Genomic DNA, 14,158 nt, shown 5'->3' with positions numbered 1-14,158 from the left:
CCTCAGCGACGCTGATCGTCGAGCTCGGCGCCCTTGGGCAGGGTAAAGATAAACTCGTTGCCCTTGAGCACAGGCTGACGGTTGAAGTGGCTTAAGCGAAACTCGCTCCACTGGCCCTGGGCCTCCTTCACATCGAAGCGGCTGATGTTGTCCTGCCGATCAAAGGTCACCCGAAACGAGGCGATGAGCTCGCTCTGATTGCGACTGGTGACGGTGAAGACATCCCCCTCACGGGTCACGTCGTAGTTCTTCCAGAAACGGTCGTCGGTGCCCGAGATGAGGATGAAGGGGGTATTGAGCACCGCATCCTTGAGGCTCATGGCGGTGGCCTGCTCGACGAAGGGATCCCACAGCCAGACATCCTTGCCGTCGGAGACGATCAGGCTCTCGTCCGGCGAGGTGGTATGCCAATTAAAACGGTTGGGACGGGAAACGGTCAGGGTACCGCCCGCCTTCTGTAGCTCTCGCCCCTTGACGTCATACACGGTCTGCTCGAACTGGGCGGAGAAGAGCTTGACCCCGGCCAGCTTCTGCTTGAGCTGGTCGGCCGCCCCGGCGGCCCAGGCCTGGCTGCAGGCGAGCAGCAGGGCTCCTAAGACTACGGCTTTTTTCATCGCATTCTCTCTGTTAGTGGGCCAGCCACCGGGCTGGCCGTCTCATTAATCACGCATGGGTGCCGGTGCCAACACATCGCGCTGGCCGTTGCTGCCGGGGGCACTGACGATGCCCTGATCCTGCATCTGATCGATGATGCGGGCGGCCCGGTTATAACCGATCTTGAACTTGCGCTGGATGCTGGAGGTCGAGCCACGACGGGACTCCACCACGAAAGCCACCGCCTCGTCAAACAGGGGGTCGAGCTCGTCATCCCCTTCGCCACCATATTCGCCACTGCCGCCCTCACTGCTCTCGCCGGCGAGGATCTCGTCGATATAGTTGGGCTCGCCGCGCAGTTTCCAGTCGGCCACTACCTTGTGAACCTCGTGGTCGTCGACGAAGGCACCGTGCACCCGCACCGGGTCCGAGGTGCCGGCCGGCATGTAGAGCATGTCACCCATGCCGAGCAGGGATTCGGCTCCGCCCTGATCCAGGATGGTGCGCGAGTCTATCTTGCTCGACACCTGGAACGAGATCCGGGTCGGGATATTGGCCTTGATGAGGCCGGTGATCACATCCACCGACGGACGCTGGGTGGCGAGGATAAGGTGAATACCCGCGGCCCGCGCCTTCTGGGCGATACGGGCGATGAGCTCTTCGACCTTCTTGCCGACGATCATCATCATGTCGGCAAACTCGTCGACCACGACCACGATATGGGGCAGCTTCTCGAGCTCGGGAGGCATCTCATCCATGGAGTCGCCCGGGCGCCACAGGGGATCGAGCAAGGGATCGCCCTCGTCGATGGCGGCCTGCACCTTGGCGTTGTAACCCTTGAGGTTACGCACCCCGACCGCCGACATCAGCTTGTAGCGACGCTCCATCTCCCCCACGCACCAGCGCAAGGCGTTGGCGGCATCCTTCATGTCGGTCACCACCTCGGTGAGCAGGTGTGGGATGCCTTCGTAGACCGACAACTCCAGCATCTTGGGGTCGATCATGATAAAGCGCAGCTCATCCGGCGAGGCCTTGTAGAGCATGGAGAGGATCATGGTGTTGACCCCCACCGACTTACCCGAGCCTGTGGTACCGGCGACCAAGAGATGAGGCATCTTGCCGAGGTTGACCACCACAGGGGAGCCGGCGATGTCCTGCCCGAGCACCATGGTGAGCGGGTTATCGGTCTCGCTAAAGCCCGGGCAATCAAGCACTTCGCGCAGGTAGACGGTCTGGCGCACCCGGTTGGGTAGCTCGAGGCCCACGAAGGTCTTGCCGGGGATCACTTCGACCACGCGCACACTGCTGGCCGACAGAGAGCGGGCGAGATCCCGCGACAGGTTGGTGATCTTGCTCGCCTTCATGCCGGGGGCGAGATCGAGCTCAAACCGGGTGATGACCGGGCCCGGATAAACCCCGACCACCTTGGCCTGCACGTTGTAATCGGCGAGCTTGGCCTCGACCAGGCGAGCCATGCGCTCGAGCTCGTCGTTGCTCATGGATTGAGTGCGCGCCGGCGGTCGGTCGAGCAGCTCCAGCGAAGGCAGCGGCGCCATATTGGCCGGACGTTTCGGTTTGGGCTTGAGCACAGAGGCCCGCTGGGGCGCTGCGGCGGCCGGCGCTTCGGCTTCACCGGCCCAGGGCAGATCCAGCTCCTCGTCGAAGGCGTCATCATCCATCTCGAGCGCCTTGGGCGCTACCTTGCGAGCAGGGATCCCCTCTTCGTCATCATCGAAGTCGGGGTCAAACTGGAAGGTATCCTCGTCGAGCTCGGGCAACACCTCGGCCTTGCGACGCTTGGATGCGCTGGCCCGCGGCAGATTCATGACGGGGGCCAGTTCTTGCTCGTCCTCCGGGGTCAGGGTAACGCCACCGGCATCGAGCAGGGGATCGGGCCCCTCCTCGCGGGGGTCACGGCGCCAGCCACCGGTCAGCCACTGCCCCAGCTTCATGGGGAAGGTGTAGATACCGGTGACGCTGCCAATGGCGGCGGCCCCGATCCGCTCGACGATAGTGAGCCAGGACATGCCGGTGAAGAGGGTGATGCCGGTGGCCACGAAGCAGATCAGCATCAGGTTGGCCCCGACCCGTCCAAAGAGGGGGATCACGGCACCGACAATCACATCTCCCACGGTCCCGCCGGCAGAGAAGTTGTGCAGATCGTTGAAGTTCATGCTGGCGATGGCCGACATCCCGAGCACGGTCAGGATGAAGCCGATGATGCGAACACCCAGGGTGAGGTAATCCACATCAAGCAGGCGCTTGGGCTTCCAAAGCAGGCTCCAGCCCAGCAGCACCACCAGGAAGGGGACCAGATAGGCGAAGGCACCGAAGGTAAACATGGTGATATCGGCCGCCCAGGCACCGGTGGTACCGGCAAGATTGTGCACCTCTCCCTCCCAGGCAGTCTGGGACCAGCCGGGGTCGGCCGGGTTGTAGCTGATGAGTGCCAGCATGAGAAACGCCGCCCCGATAGTCACGGCGATGAGAAGGGCTTCACCAATGCGCGCCATGCCTGAAAGGGGAGTGAAAATATGAGGTTTGACGGCCAAACTCCGGCTCCTTGTACTCGTCATTATGCCCGGGGGCCCTAGTATCACTGAAACTCCCCCCCCCTGTCAGCCACCCGGCGGACGACAGAAGAAGAAACGAGCGGACTGGCCGCTCGTTTCTCATCGTGGCATTCGCCCCTGCTCAGCGGGTGCTGATCACCAGCCGGCTACTCTGCTTGACCTCTTCCATCACCACGTAGGTGCGGGTGTCGTTGACGCCGGGCAGGCGCAGCAGGGTCTCTCCCAGCAGACGACGGTAAGCAGACATATCGCTTACCCGGGTCTTGAGCAGGTAGTCGAAGTCACCGGAGACCAGGTGGCACTCCTGGATCTCTTCGAGCACCTGTACCGCCTTGTTGAACTGTTCGAACACGTCAGGGGCACCCCGGTTAAGGGTGATCTCGACGAAGACCAGCAAAGAGGCATCCAGGAAATGGGGATTGAGAATGGCCGCGTACCCTTCGATGTACCCCTGGCGCTCCAGACGACGGACACGCTCAAGACAGGGGGTCGGGCTCAGGCCAACACGCTTGGACAATTCAACATTCGAGATCCTGCCGTCCTTTTGCAGTTCATTGAGAATGTTGCGGTCGATCCGGTCCAAATCTTTCAGTCGACTCTTAACTTCCATCATTTATTCCATCCTTTGGCTATTTTTTGGTAAGAATCACCAATGATTTTATAATAATAGTGACAAATCCTGTCAACTCCCCAGTATACTTGGCGCAAAATGTTGCTTAACAATCTGGCAACACAAACCACCAGCGACGTATGTGAGGGACAACATGATAATCGGCGTACCGAAAGAAATAAAAAACCATGAATATCGCGTAGGCATGGTTCCGGCCAGTGTACGTGAACTGACGGCCAGAGGCCATAGGGTTTTTGTCGAAACCCGCGCCGGCCTTGGTGTCGGCTTTAGCGATGATGACTATCGGGCCGCCGGTGCCGAGGTGTTGGAAACCGCTGCCGAGGTATTCAGCCAGAGCGAGATGATCGTGAAGGTGAAAGAGCCTCAGACAGTGGAACGCGCCATGTTACGGAAAGGTCAAATCCTCTTCACTTATCTGCATCTGGCCCCGGATCTGCCCCAGACCAAGGAGCTGATCGAGAGCGGCGCAATCTGTATCGCCTATGAAACCGTGACCGATGACAGGGGGGGTCTGCCCCTGCTGGCCCCCATGTCCGAGGTGGCCGGTCGCATGTCGATCCAGGCCGGTGCCCAGGCCCTCGAGAAGTCTCGCGGTGGCAGCGGCATGCTGCTCGGTGGTGTACCCGGTGTTGAGCCGGCCAAGGTGGTGGTGATCGGGGGGGGCGTAGTGGGTTCCAACGCGGCCCGCATGGCCATCGGCATGCGTGCCGATGTCACCATCCTCGACCGCAGCATCGATGCCCTGCGCCGTCTCGACGCCGAATTCCAGGGGGCGGCCAAGGTGGTCTACTCCACCGCAGAAGCCATCGAGCGCCACGTGCTGGCGGCTGATCTGGTGATTGGTGGTGTGCTGATCCCGGGTGCGGCTGCGCCGAAACTTGTCACCCGAGAGCACATCGCACGCATGAAGCCGGGCTCGGCCATCGTCGACGTGGCGATCGATCAAGGCGGCTGCGTGGAGACCTCCCACGCCACCACCCACGAAGATCCCACCTATATCGTCGACGGGGTCGTTCACTACTGCGTGGCCAATATGCCCGGCGCGGTCGCTCGCACCTCGACCTTTGCCCTCAACAACGCCACCCTGCCCTACATCATCAAGCTGGCCGATAAGGGGTGGCGCGACGCGCTGCGCGCGGATCGGCACCTGCTCGCCGGCCTCAACGTGCTGGAGGGGCGCCTCACCTGTAAGGAGGTGGCCGAGGCGCACGGACTGGCGTTTACCGACCCCCATCTGCTGCTGGCTTAAGCCGAAAAAACAGTTCGGGCCCGCAAAGGGCCCGAGTTGTTTATGCGCTCTGGCGCCCTTTTCCCCGAATAAACTGGCGCACCAGTCGCTCCAGATCCCCCAGTTGCCCCACCAGTTGATCGATCCCGTGCGCCGCGTCTGTGCTGCGTTCGCGCGAGTTATCGGCCAGATCCTTGATGGTGTGGATACGATCGTTCATGTCGGTCGTGACCTGAGACTGCTCATCCACAGCCTGGGCTATCTGGGTGCTGCTGGCCGCGACCTGCAGCAGCATGGCATTGATCTGCTCGAGCAGCTCACCACTGGCCCTGGCCTTGGACTGACAACCGGAAGAGAGGGCCGACCCCGCCTGCATGGCATGCTCGGCCTCACTGGCACTGCTTTGCAACCGGTGGATGATGCTCTGGATCTCACCGGTCGAGCTCTGGGTTCGCGTCGCCAGCTGACGGACCTCATCGGCCACCACCGCAAAGCCACGCCCCTGATCCCCGGCCCGCGCTGCCTCGATGGCCGCATTGAGGGCGAGCAGGTTGGTCTGGTTGGCGATCTCGCTGATAGCCAGCACTATGGTGTCGATGGCGCGGCACTGCTCCGCCAGTGAGTGGATCACCCCCTGGGAGCGCTGCAATTCGCTGTCCAGGGTCGCGACTTCGTTCACCGTCTCGCTCAGGTTGCGATGGCCGTCGGCAAAGAGGCTCTGGGTATCTTCGATCATCTTGCTGGAGGCACTGGCACTCTTGGCCACCTCGTGGATCGAGGCATTCATCTCCTCCATGGCCGTGGCGACCATGTTGGTCTCCTCCTGCTGGCGCACCTGGTTGCTGGCGATCACCTCTATATTGCGCTGATCCTGCTCGGCCGAGCGCAGTATGTTGATACAGGTCTGCTGGCTGCGAGCCACCACGGCGCGCAGCTCGGCCTTGCCCATGATGAGCGCCAGCTCGACGGCACTCAGATCGTCACGCTGACCCGTGTAGAGATGCTCCATCAGGGGATTGTCGAAATACTCTCTGGCAAGGGCATTGACCTTGGCCAACCGCTGGCGAGACCGGAGCAGCAATCCGGCCACCGCCCCCTGGAGGACGAGCAGCGGGATCCCCCATGCCCAGGGTAGGCCACCGACCACGATGGCCCCCAGCAGCACCAAGAGCCCGACCCCGGCCCCCCCCAAACCGATGGCGCTGCAGGAGAGACACATCAGGTTCGGCATCTTGCCTGCACGAAGCCCCTCATAGACCTTTTCGGCACGGCTCTTCCACTCACTGCGCGGCGCGCTGCGCACCGACTGGTATTCGATCACCTTGCCGTTACTGTCGCGAATGGGCGTCACGAAGGCGCTTACCCAGTAATGATCACCATTTTGGCAACGGTTCTTGACCAGCCCCATCCAGCTCTTTCCGGCCTTGATATGCTCCCAGAGATCCGCAAACGCCTGCTTGGGCATGTCGGGGTGGCGCACCATGTTGTGGTGCTGCCCCTGTAGCTCCTTCTCGGTGAAGCCGGCGACCTTGCAGAACGCCTCGTTGGCATAGGTGATTCGGCTCTCCAGATCGGTGGTGGAGATGAGGCTCTCTTCATCCCCGTAGAGCACCTCTTTCTGGGTGACCGGCTGATTGTTTCTCATGACTCGCTCCCTGTCGTGACTTGCACGAAGCGAACAGGCATAGGGCGTGCCACCCCATTACCGGGTCACAATTCCCTTGCCGGAATGCACCGGGAGAGCCAAATTGCAATGGCCATTGCAAATTGCAATGGCAAAAAAAGACGGTCGCACCTGGCGACCGTCATACTCCGGCATGGCTCGCCCGATTATCGAAGACCGCTCATATAGAGCCGGGCCTCATCATCGGCGATGCCCTGGGCCGACTCCCAGATCTCGGCAATCAGCAGCCCCTCTTCGCCCGAGGCCAACTCCTCGAGCTCTTCGAGAGCCTTGGCATCGGCCAGGGTGAAGGGATCGTGAGTGAGCAGCTCTTCGGCCCGACTCAGCAAGGTGGAATGGCGCGCCATCGTTATCTCCTCCTGATGTGGCCCCGATGCGGGGCGGCACGGGATCATCACCAACAGGATAGAAAAGATCCCGCCATCGGGGCGGGTCAGTTCTCTTCCCGATGAATATAACGGGTCAGCCCCTCGTCTCCCCGCTCCAGCAAGCCGACCCAGAGGGTGGCGATCAGCAGCCGCTCCTCCCCTTCTGCCCGCGCCTCCAGACGTTCCAGAGCGCGGGCATTGTCGAGGGTAAAGGGGTCCCGGGCCACCAGCCTGCATGCAGCTCGATAGAGTCTCATTCTCTCCATGATGCCTCCACGCTCAAGAGAAGGATTCAAGCGTAGACCCTTTTTATGACAATCAGGTATTACCCAGGCTCAGCCCCTGACTTGCGATCACCTCCCGGTACCAGTGAAAACTCGCCTTGGGAATACGCCTGAGGCTCCCTCCTTGCTCGTCACGCTCCACATAGACGAAGCCATAGCGCTTCTGATAGCCGTTGAGCCAGCTGAGCAGGTCGGTAAAGGACCAGGCGCAGTACCCGATCAGCCTGACGCCGTCGGTCATTGCCTCTTGGCAGGCGATGAGGTGGGCCTTGAGGTAGGCAATCCGGTACTCATCCTGAACGCCCTCCCCGGTCAGGGTATCAAACTCCCCCAGCCCGTTTTCGGTGATCATCAGTGGCAAGTCGTAACGGGAGGTCAGACGGCGCAGAGCCAGACGCAATCCGGTGGGATCGATGGCCCAGTCCCAGTTGCTGGTCTCAAGATGGGGGTTGGTCGCCGTCTTGTAGAGGCCTGGCACCCCGCTCGTCGGGGTTGTCCCCTTCTGACCCGAGTGATTGATGCGCCGCAGGGTCTCTCCTCCCATGGGGTTATCGGTATAGGTCAGGGTGTAGTAGTAGTTGACCCCCACAAAATCGGGCCTGGCCTCGGCCAACAGGGCCATGTCACCGGGCAAGATCTCGGGGGCCTCACCCCGCTGCTCGAGCCAGCGCAGGGCCACCCTGGGATAGCGCCCATAGCAGTAGATATCGAGCCACCAGTGGTTGCAAAACACCTCGGCATTGTCGAAGGCAAGCAGATCCGCCGGAGCGCAGGTGAGCGGGTAGGCCGGCGAATAGGCAAAGCTGGGCCCTATCTGCCCCCTGGGGACATGCTGCCGAAAGGCCCGGATCGCCCTGGCATTGGCCAGTGAGGCGATATGGTTGGCGTTGAAGAAGCGGCGCCTGTCCTGCACCGCCGGAGGGTGAGATCCCAACAGATAGGCGTTGGTCAGATTGAAATTCTGCTCGTTGAGCGAGACCCAGTAGGTGACCCGATCGGCAAAATGGCGGTAGAGGGTCACGCAGTAGTGTTCGAAGTCATCGAGGATCCGCCTGTCCTCCCAGCCACCGTACTCCTCTTGCAAGGCCTGGGGCAGATCCCAGTGATAGAGGGTCAGCACGGGCTCGATGCCGCGTGCCAGCAGCCCATCCACCAGACGGTCATAGAAGGCGAGTCCGGCCGGGTTGAGGGGCGCCCGCCCCGAGGGGAAGAGCCGGGGCCAACTGACCGAGAAGCGGTAGGCGGTAAGCCCCATCTGCTGCATCAAATCAAGATCTTCCTCCAGCCGATGGTAGTGATCCACGGCCACCTCCCCGTTGCTGCCCATGAAGGTGGTGCCCGGGACCCGGCTGAAGGTGTCCCACACCGAGGGACCCTTGCCATCCTGATCCCAGGCGCCCTCCACCTGGTAGGCAGCCGAGGCGGCTCCCCAGAGAAAGCCGTCAGGGAAGGGGGAAAGGCGAGCATGGTGCATGTTGAGCTCCTCAGATGGGGTATCGGATGCTTAGGATTGCGCTCTTGGCCAATTCCGTCCAATGATATATTGGACCTTTTAATATTCCCCGGAGGAATGATGGAGTTAAGGGATCTGCGTGCATTCGTGACCTTGAGCGAGCAACTGCACTTTGGTCAGGCGGCCCAGCGCCTGAGCCTGACCCAGTCGGCCCTGAGCAAACAGCTCAAGCGCCTGGAGGCACAACTGGGCGCGCCTCTCTTCGAGCGCAGCCCGGGAGCGACCCGGCTCACGGCGCTGGGGGTCGCCCTGCTGGACGAGGCCCGTGTGCTTGTCGAGCGCAGCGAGCGCCTCCCCAGGCTGGCCCAGGAGGTACTGGCCGGTACCCGGGGGACGCTTCGCATCGGCTTCGGGGCTCCGGTACGCCTGTTGCTGCCACAGGCCATCGCCTCGTTTCGCCAGCACCACCCCGAGGTGAAGATCACCTTGCACGATCTCTCCACCCACCACCAGCTGCGTGCCCTGCTGGAGGGCAAGCTGGATCTGGGATGCTGTCGCCTGCCGGCCCCACGCGGCTGGTTCTTCCGCCCCTTGCTGCACTCTCATCTGGTGGCGGTGCTCCCCGCCGACTATCCAGCGATAACCGACATCACCGGGCTGGCAGCCTATCCCCTTGCCATATTGCGCCGGGAGAAGGCCCCGGCCTTCCACGATCACCTGCTCCACTACCTGGCGCAACTGGGAACGCCGTTTGCCCACCTCGACCCCTTGAGTGACTTTACCGCCGGCATCACCATGGCAGCGGCCGGGATCGCCTGGACCCTGCTCCCCTCCTCCATTCCCGTCGATCACCCGGGCGTGAAAATCCTGCCACTGACCGGACCCGACGCCAGTTGGCCCATTGGCTTGATGTGCCCGGCCGAGCCCCGGAGCCCGGCCCTCACCGCCTTCTGTGACACCCTGCAGCAACTGGCGCTCTACCCCCGTTGAGGGGGAAGAGCTTGTCCGGTGAAACGGAAACCATCATGATGGCTCTCCATCGACCTACGAGGAGTCCAGGATGACCCACACCATCGACGAAGCCATCACCCTTCGCAAGGAGGGGCGCGACGAGGAGAGCAGGGCCCTGCTCACCCCACTGCTCGACAAGCCGGAACTGGCGGCCCGGGCCCATCTGCACATCGCCTGGTCCTTTGACAATCAGGGTGCCGAGCAGGAGGCCGTTCCCCATTACCAGGGGGCACTGGCCGGAACCCTCGCCCCCGACGAGCGTCTCGATGCGCTGCTGGGACTGGCCAGCACCTTGCGCACTCTGGGCCACTATACCGAGGCCCTGGGCTACTTTGAGCAGACCCGCCGGGAATTTCCCGAGGCGCAGGAGATAGCGCCCTTCTACGCCATGTGCCTCTACAACCTCGGCCAGCACAAGGAGGCAGTTGCCCTGCTGCTGCGCCTGCTGGTCTCCACCACCAACGATGAGACGATCCGCGCCTATCGACGCGCCATCGAGCTCTATGCCGACGACCTTGACCGCACCTGGTGAGTAAACCGGGGCTCCCCAGAGAGAAGCCGCCATGGGACAACTGTACCTACATCAAGGGGATATCACCCGGGCCCGGGTTGATGCCATCGTCAACGCCGCCAACCCCTCACTACTGGGAGGCGGTGGCGTCGATGGCGCCATTCACCGGGCAGCAGGGCCAGATCTGCTCACGGCCTGCCAGGCCCTGCCGCTGCACAGCGGCCTGCGCTGCCCCCCGGGGGAGGCACGCATCACCCAGGCTGGCAGACTGACGGCTCGCTATATCATTCACACCGTGGGCCCTGTCTACGGCCATGATCCTGCTCCGGCCAATACCCTGGCTCGGGCCTATCACAACGCCCTGACCCTGGCTCTTGAGCACGGCTGCCACTCGGTGGCACTGCCCGCTATCTCTTGCGGCGTGTACGGCTTCCCTCCGGCCGAGGCGGCCTCCATCGCGCTGGCAACCTGCCGCAGACCTGAGTTTGCCGAGTTGGAGCTGCACTTCTATTTGCTGGGTGACCCCATGCTGGCTCTCTGGCAGCGAGCCTTCGCACAGGGTTCACAATCCGATGCCTCCTGAGGGGCAACCTGCATCAAGGTCCGGATGGCACTAAATCCCTCCAGTGCTGCCCTCATGGCCATGGGATTGACCAGCCAGGCCGGTAGCGAGCCCCCCGGATGGGTGTAACTCTCGAGGCGAACGAGCGTGGTGCCATCGCCCATAGGAAGGGCCTCCCAGCGTCCGCTACTGTGCCGGATCCGCACTCGCTGCGGGTGCGAGGGCCGCGCATCGGGCTCCGCCTGCACTACCAACACGAGGCGGCAATCTTCCCCCCAACTGAGATGGGAGCGGGTGATGAGCTCGCGATCCGCCGCCGGCCAGGGGGCCACCAGCAGGGTATAAACCAGATCGGTTCCCGGGGACGGACGCGCCAACAGACGTACTTCCCGACTCTGGGGCAGCCAGAGCCGATGGCGAGAGGTGTCGCGCAGCACCCTGAGCAGGGCTGCGGGAGCGGCCCGTACCCGCATCTCAAGACGCAAGGCCAGATAAGACTCCGGGGGCCGGGGCTGGCTCCAGAGCGTCACCCCATCCACCGAGCGCTCCAGCCGCCACTGGGCCCCCCACAGCGGGGCCGATGCCAACCAGAGCATCATCAGCAACGATCTCATGCTTCCCCCTCTCCTGTCGCCGCATCACACACTGCCACTGAGTGTCGCCCAAAAAGAACGGGCCGGGGAGAACCCCGGCCCGTCTGAAGGGTAAGCCTCAGAGGCTGGACTTGACGGTCACAAACTCCGGATAGGCATCGATACCGCACTCGTGCACGTCGACCCCCATCAGCTCCTCCTCTTCGGAGACGCGCAGGCCCAGGGTGGCCTTGAGCAGGCTCCATACCAGCAAGGAGGAGAGGAAGACCCAACCGAAGATGACGGCCGCCCCGAGCAACTGACCACTGAAGCTGGCCGCCTCGTTGGAGAGAGGCACCACCAGCAGGCCAAACAGGCCGCACACCCCATGCACCGAGAGGGCCCCGACCGGATCGTCAATTTTGAGCTTGTCGAAGCAGACGATGGCATAGACCACCAGGGCTCCCGCCAGCACACCGATCAGGGAGGCAAACAGCGGTGTCGGCGAGGCAGGATCGGCGGTGATGGCCACCAGCCCGGCCAGGGCACCGTTAAGCACCATGGTCAAGTCGGCCTTACCCCAGGTGAGCTTGGTCACCAACAGCGCCCCCAGGGCTCCGGTGGCGGCGGCGGCATTGGTGTTGACGAATACCTTGCCAATGGCGGTCGCATCGGCGGCGCTGGAGAGCACCAGCTGGGAGCCGCCGTTAAAGCCAAACCAACCCATCCAGAGGATCAGGGTCCCCAGGGTCGCCAGGGGGAGGTTGGAGCCGGGGATGGGATAGATGGCCCCATCCTTGCCATACTTGCCGCGCCGAGCGCCCAGCAACATCACGCCGGAGAGAGCGGCTGCCGCGCCGGCCAGGTGGACGATCCCCGAGCCCGCAAAATCGCTAAAGCCCGCCTCTTTCAAGAAACCGCCGCCCCAGGTCCAGTAGCCTTCCATGGGGTAGATAAACCCGGTCATCACCACGCAAAAGAGCAGGAAGGACCAGAGCTTCATCCGCTCGGCCACGGCGCCCGAGACGATGGAAGTGGCGGTAGCCACAAACACCACCTGGAAGAAGAAATCCGACTCCAGAGAGTGCCCCGCCCCCTCGGCCTGACTCCCCAACAGGGCACCCAGGCTCGGCAACCAGCCACCGGCCGTGTTGTCCACATACATCAGGTTGTAGCCAACGAGCAGATACATGACGCAGGCGATGGCATAGAGCAGCACGTTCTTGGTCAGGATCTCGGTGGTGTTCTTGGCCCGAACCAGGCCGGCCTCCAGCATGGCAAATCCGGCCGCCATCCACATCACCAGGGCCCCGGACATCAACAGATAAAAGGTATCGAGCGCAAAGCGCAGCTCGGTTACGGATTTGGTCAACTCGTCCATGTCACTTCTCCTTGAATATTACAGGGCTTCGGCATCGCTCTCGCCGGTACGGATCCGTACGGCGTGCTGCAGGTCATAGACGAAGATCTTGCCGTCACCGATCTTGCCGGTGTAGGCCGCCGAACAGATCGCCTCGATGATCTGCTCCACGTTCTCAGCCACTGTGGCTATCTCCAGCTTGACCTTGGGCAGAAAGTCGACCTGATATTCGGCGCCGCGATAGAGCTCGGTGTGCCCCTTCTGACGACCGAATCCCTTCACTTCGGAGACGGTCAGCCCCTCGACGCCCAGATCCGCGATGGCCTCGCGCACATCGTCGAGTTTGAAGGGTTTGATAATGGCAGTGATTAACTTCATCTGGTTTCTCCCAATCCTTAGGTGTTCCCGGATGCAATCAATCAAATCCCGTGCCAAAAAATTTAATCTTTAAATATCAATAAAATACAATCATTCACGGCCTCATCCCCTCCCCTCAATCCCAATCAAGGCGCAGCAGCACCATCAGGATGCACACTATTGGTGCAACCCCGTGGTTGCACCAAAAAAAGGCATGTCACAGGGAGTCACAGAGAAGAGAGGGGCCCGAGAGCGCATGTCGCTTGCTGTGCCCCACAACCACACCACAGAGGCAGAGGCAGAGGCAGAGGCAGAGGCAGAGGCAGAAGCAGAAGCAGAAGCAGAAGCAGAAGCAGAAGCAGAAGCAGAAGAGTCTGACCGGCCCTGCCTTCAGGCTCCTCGAGAATTCTGTCGCCACTTTGTCGCCACTTTGCAGGTGATGTGCACAAACGAAAAAGGCCACTCGTTGGAGTGGCCTTTCGTAAGCATATGTTTTTACAATCATTTTAACTGGTGCCCGGAGCGGGACTCGAACCCGCACAACCAAAGGTCGAGGGATTTTAAATCCCTTGTGTCTACCGATTTCACCATCCGGGCGGTATCTGATTGTAATAGGGCCCGCACTGCGGGCCCTGGAATATGGAGGCGCGTTCCGGAGTCGAACCGGACTAGGCGGATTTGCAATCCGCTACATAACCGCTTTGTTAACGCGCCATGCTCTCTAAGAGAGTTTGGAGCGGGAAACGAGACTCGAACTCGCGACCCCGACCTTGGCAAGGTCGTGCTCTACCAACTGAGCTATTCCCGCCTGTCTTGGCTTTCGCCCTGACTGTGAGGCCGCATTCTATCGGCTTGCGCCAACGAGTCAACCCAAAAAAGTTAATTGCCTGATCGTTCGGGCGTTTTTTGCGCCGTTTGGTGAAAAGAGCGGCGCGAAACCCGTCGGGCCCCATGACGGGGCCCCAACCCA

The 14,158-nt window shown here is 61.9% G+C and carries 14 protein-coding genes and 3 tRNA genes; 4 read left to right on the top strand and 13 right to left on the bottom strand.

The genetic code is table 11. The annotated features are described in order from the left end of the window. Nucleotides 1-2 precede the first annotated feature (2 nt). The 3 genes from lolA to lrp form a co-directional block, all read right to left on the bottom strand. A complete protein-coding gene (gene lolA / locus BN1133_RS05640; protein WP_050665566.1) occupies nt 3-614 on the bottom strand; it encodes an outer membrane lipoprotein periplasmic chaperone LolA in 612 nt (203 codons plus the stop codon). Between the two features lie 45 nt (nt 615-659). After that, a complete protein-coding gene (locus BN1133_RS05635; RefSeq protein WP_050665565.1) occupies nt 660-3,170 on the bottom strand; it encodes a DNA translocase FtsK in 2,511 nt (836 codons plus the stop codon). Nucleotides 3,171-3,288: 118 nt separating this feature from the next. Then, entirely contained in the window at nt 3,289-3,780 is a 492-nt protein-coding gene (gene lrp, locus BN1133_RS05630) for a leucine-responsive transcriptional regulator Lrp (RefSeq protein WP_005363787.1), read from the bottom strand. 151 nt (nt 3,781-3,931) lie between these two features. Between lrp and ald the strand changes: the two genes are divergently transcribed. After that, entirely contained in the window at nt 3,932-5,047 is a 1,116-nt protein-coding gene (ald, locus tag BN1133_RS05625; protein WP_050665564.1) for an alanine dehydrogenase, read from the top strand. A 40-nt stretch (nt 5,048-5,087) separates the two neighbouring features. Here ald and BN1133_RS05620 read toward each other — a convergent pair whose 3' ends face one another. The 4 genes from BN1133_RS05620 to BN1133_RS05605 all read right to left on the bottom strand — a co-directional run bounded on the left by BN1133_RS05620 (nt 5,088) and on the right by BN1133_RS05605 (nt 8,836). Continuing rightward, the gene (locus BN1133_RS05620; protein WP_050665563.1) at nt 5,088-6,671 is read right to left on the bottom strand and encodes a methyl-accepting chemotaxis protein; all 1,584 of its coding nucleotides are present in this window, start codon (nt 6,669-6,671) and stop codon (nt 5,088-5,090) included. A gap of 185 nt (nt 6,672-6,856) precedes the next feature. Next, nucleotides 6,857-7,057 (bottom strand): hypothetical protein, encoded by a 201-nt coding sequence (locus BN1133_RS05615; RefSeq protein ID WP_050665562.1) that lies wholly within the window; start codon nt 7,055-7,057, stop codon nt 6,857-6,859. Between the two features lie 86 nt (nt 7,058-7,143). Continuing rightward, nucleotides 7,144-7,344, bottom strand: a complete 201-nt coding sequence (locus BN1133_RS05610) for a hypothetical protein (protein WP_050665561.1) — start codon at nt 7,342-7,344, stop codon at nt 7,144-7,146. Between the two features lie 52 nt (nt 7,345-7,396). Continuing rightward, nucleotides 7,397-8,836 (bottom strand): glycoside hydrolase family 1 protein, encoded by a 1,440-nt coding sequence (locus BN1133_RS05605; protein WP_050665560.1) that lies wholly within the window; start codon nt 8,834-8,836, stop codon nt 7,397-7,399. A gap of 99 nt (nt 8,837-8,935) precedes the next feature. Here BN1133_RS05605 and BN1133_RS05600 point away from each other — a divergent pair, with 99 nt between their 5' ends. From BN1133_RS05600 to BN1133_RS05590, 3 genes are all read left to right on the top strand, one after another. After that, nucleotides 8,936-9,805, top strand: coding sequence for a LysR family transcriptional regulator (locus tag BN1133_RS05600; protein ID WP_050665559.1), 870 nt, complete (start codon nt 8,936-8,938; stop codon nt 9,803-9,805). Between the two features lie 70 nt (nt 9,806-9,875). Then, nucleotides 9,876-10,358 carry a tetratricopeptide repeat protein gene (locus tag BN1133_RS05595; protein ID WP_050665558.1) on the top strand — a complete coding sequence of 161 codons (483 nt, stop codon included), beginning with the start codon at nt 9,876-9,878 and terminating at the stop codon, nt 10,356-10,358. Nucleotides 10,359-10,389: 31 nt separating this feature from the next. Next, nucleotides 10,390-10,920, top strand: coding sequence for a macro domain-containing protein (locus tag BN1133_RS05590; protein ID WP_050665557.1), 531 nt, complete (start codon nt 10,390-10,392; stop codon nt 10,918-10,920). Here the strand turns inward: BN1133_RS05590 and BN1133_RS05585 are convergent. From BN1133_RS05585 to BN1133_RS05560, 6 genes are all read right to left on the bottom strand, one after another. Then, entirely contained in the window at nt 10,845-11,513 is a 669-nt protein-coding gene (locus tag BN1133_RS05585) for an START domain-containing protein (RefSeq protein WP_082177915.1), read from the bottom strand. The two genes, BN1133_RS05590 and BN1133_RS05585, sit on opposite strands and share 76 nt — an antisense overlap. Before the next feature lie 97 nt (nt 11,514-11,610). Continuing rightward, the gene (locus BN1133_RS05580; RefSeq protein WP_050665555.1) at nt 11,611-12,852 is read right to left on the bottom strand and encodes an ammonium transporter; all 1,242 of its coding nucleotides are present in this window, start codon (nt 12,850-12,852) and stop codon (nt 11,611-11,613) included. Nucleotides 12,853-12,870: 18 nt separating this feature from the next. Continuing rightward, nucleotides 12,871-13,209 (bottom strand): P-II family nitrogen regulator, encoded by a 339-nt coding sequence (gene glnK, locus BN1133_RS05575; RefSeq protein WP_050665554.1) that lies wholly within the window; start codon nt 13,207-13,209, stop codon nt 12,871-12,873. Nucleotides 13,210-13,699: 490 nt separating this feature from the next. Then, nucleotides 13,700-13,785, bottom strand: a tRNA-Leu gene (locus BN1133_RS05570). A 43-nt stretch (nt 13,786-13,828) separates the two neighbouring features. Next, nucleotides 13,829-13,902: transfer RNA gene (locus BN1133_RS05565), tRNA-Cys, on the bottom strand. An 18-nt stretch (nt 13,903-13,920) separates the two neighbouring features. Next, nucleotides 13,921-13,996: transfer RNA gene (locus BN1133_RS05560), tRNA-Gly, on the bottom strand. Nucleotides 13,997-14,158 lie beyond the last annotated feature (162 nt).

Origin of the sequence: Aeromonas schubertii (genome assembly GCF_000820105.1) — a bacterium.
GTDB classification, from domain to species: Bacteria; Pseudomonadota; Gammaproteobacteria; order Enterobacterales; family Aeromonadaceae; genus Aeromonas; species Aeromonas schubertii.
The sequence above is the reverse complement of the archived record's forward strand: the minus strand, read 5'-3'. Positions and strand labels throughout refer to the sequence as shown.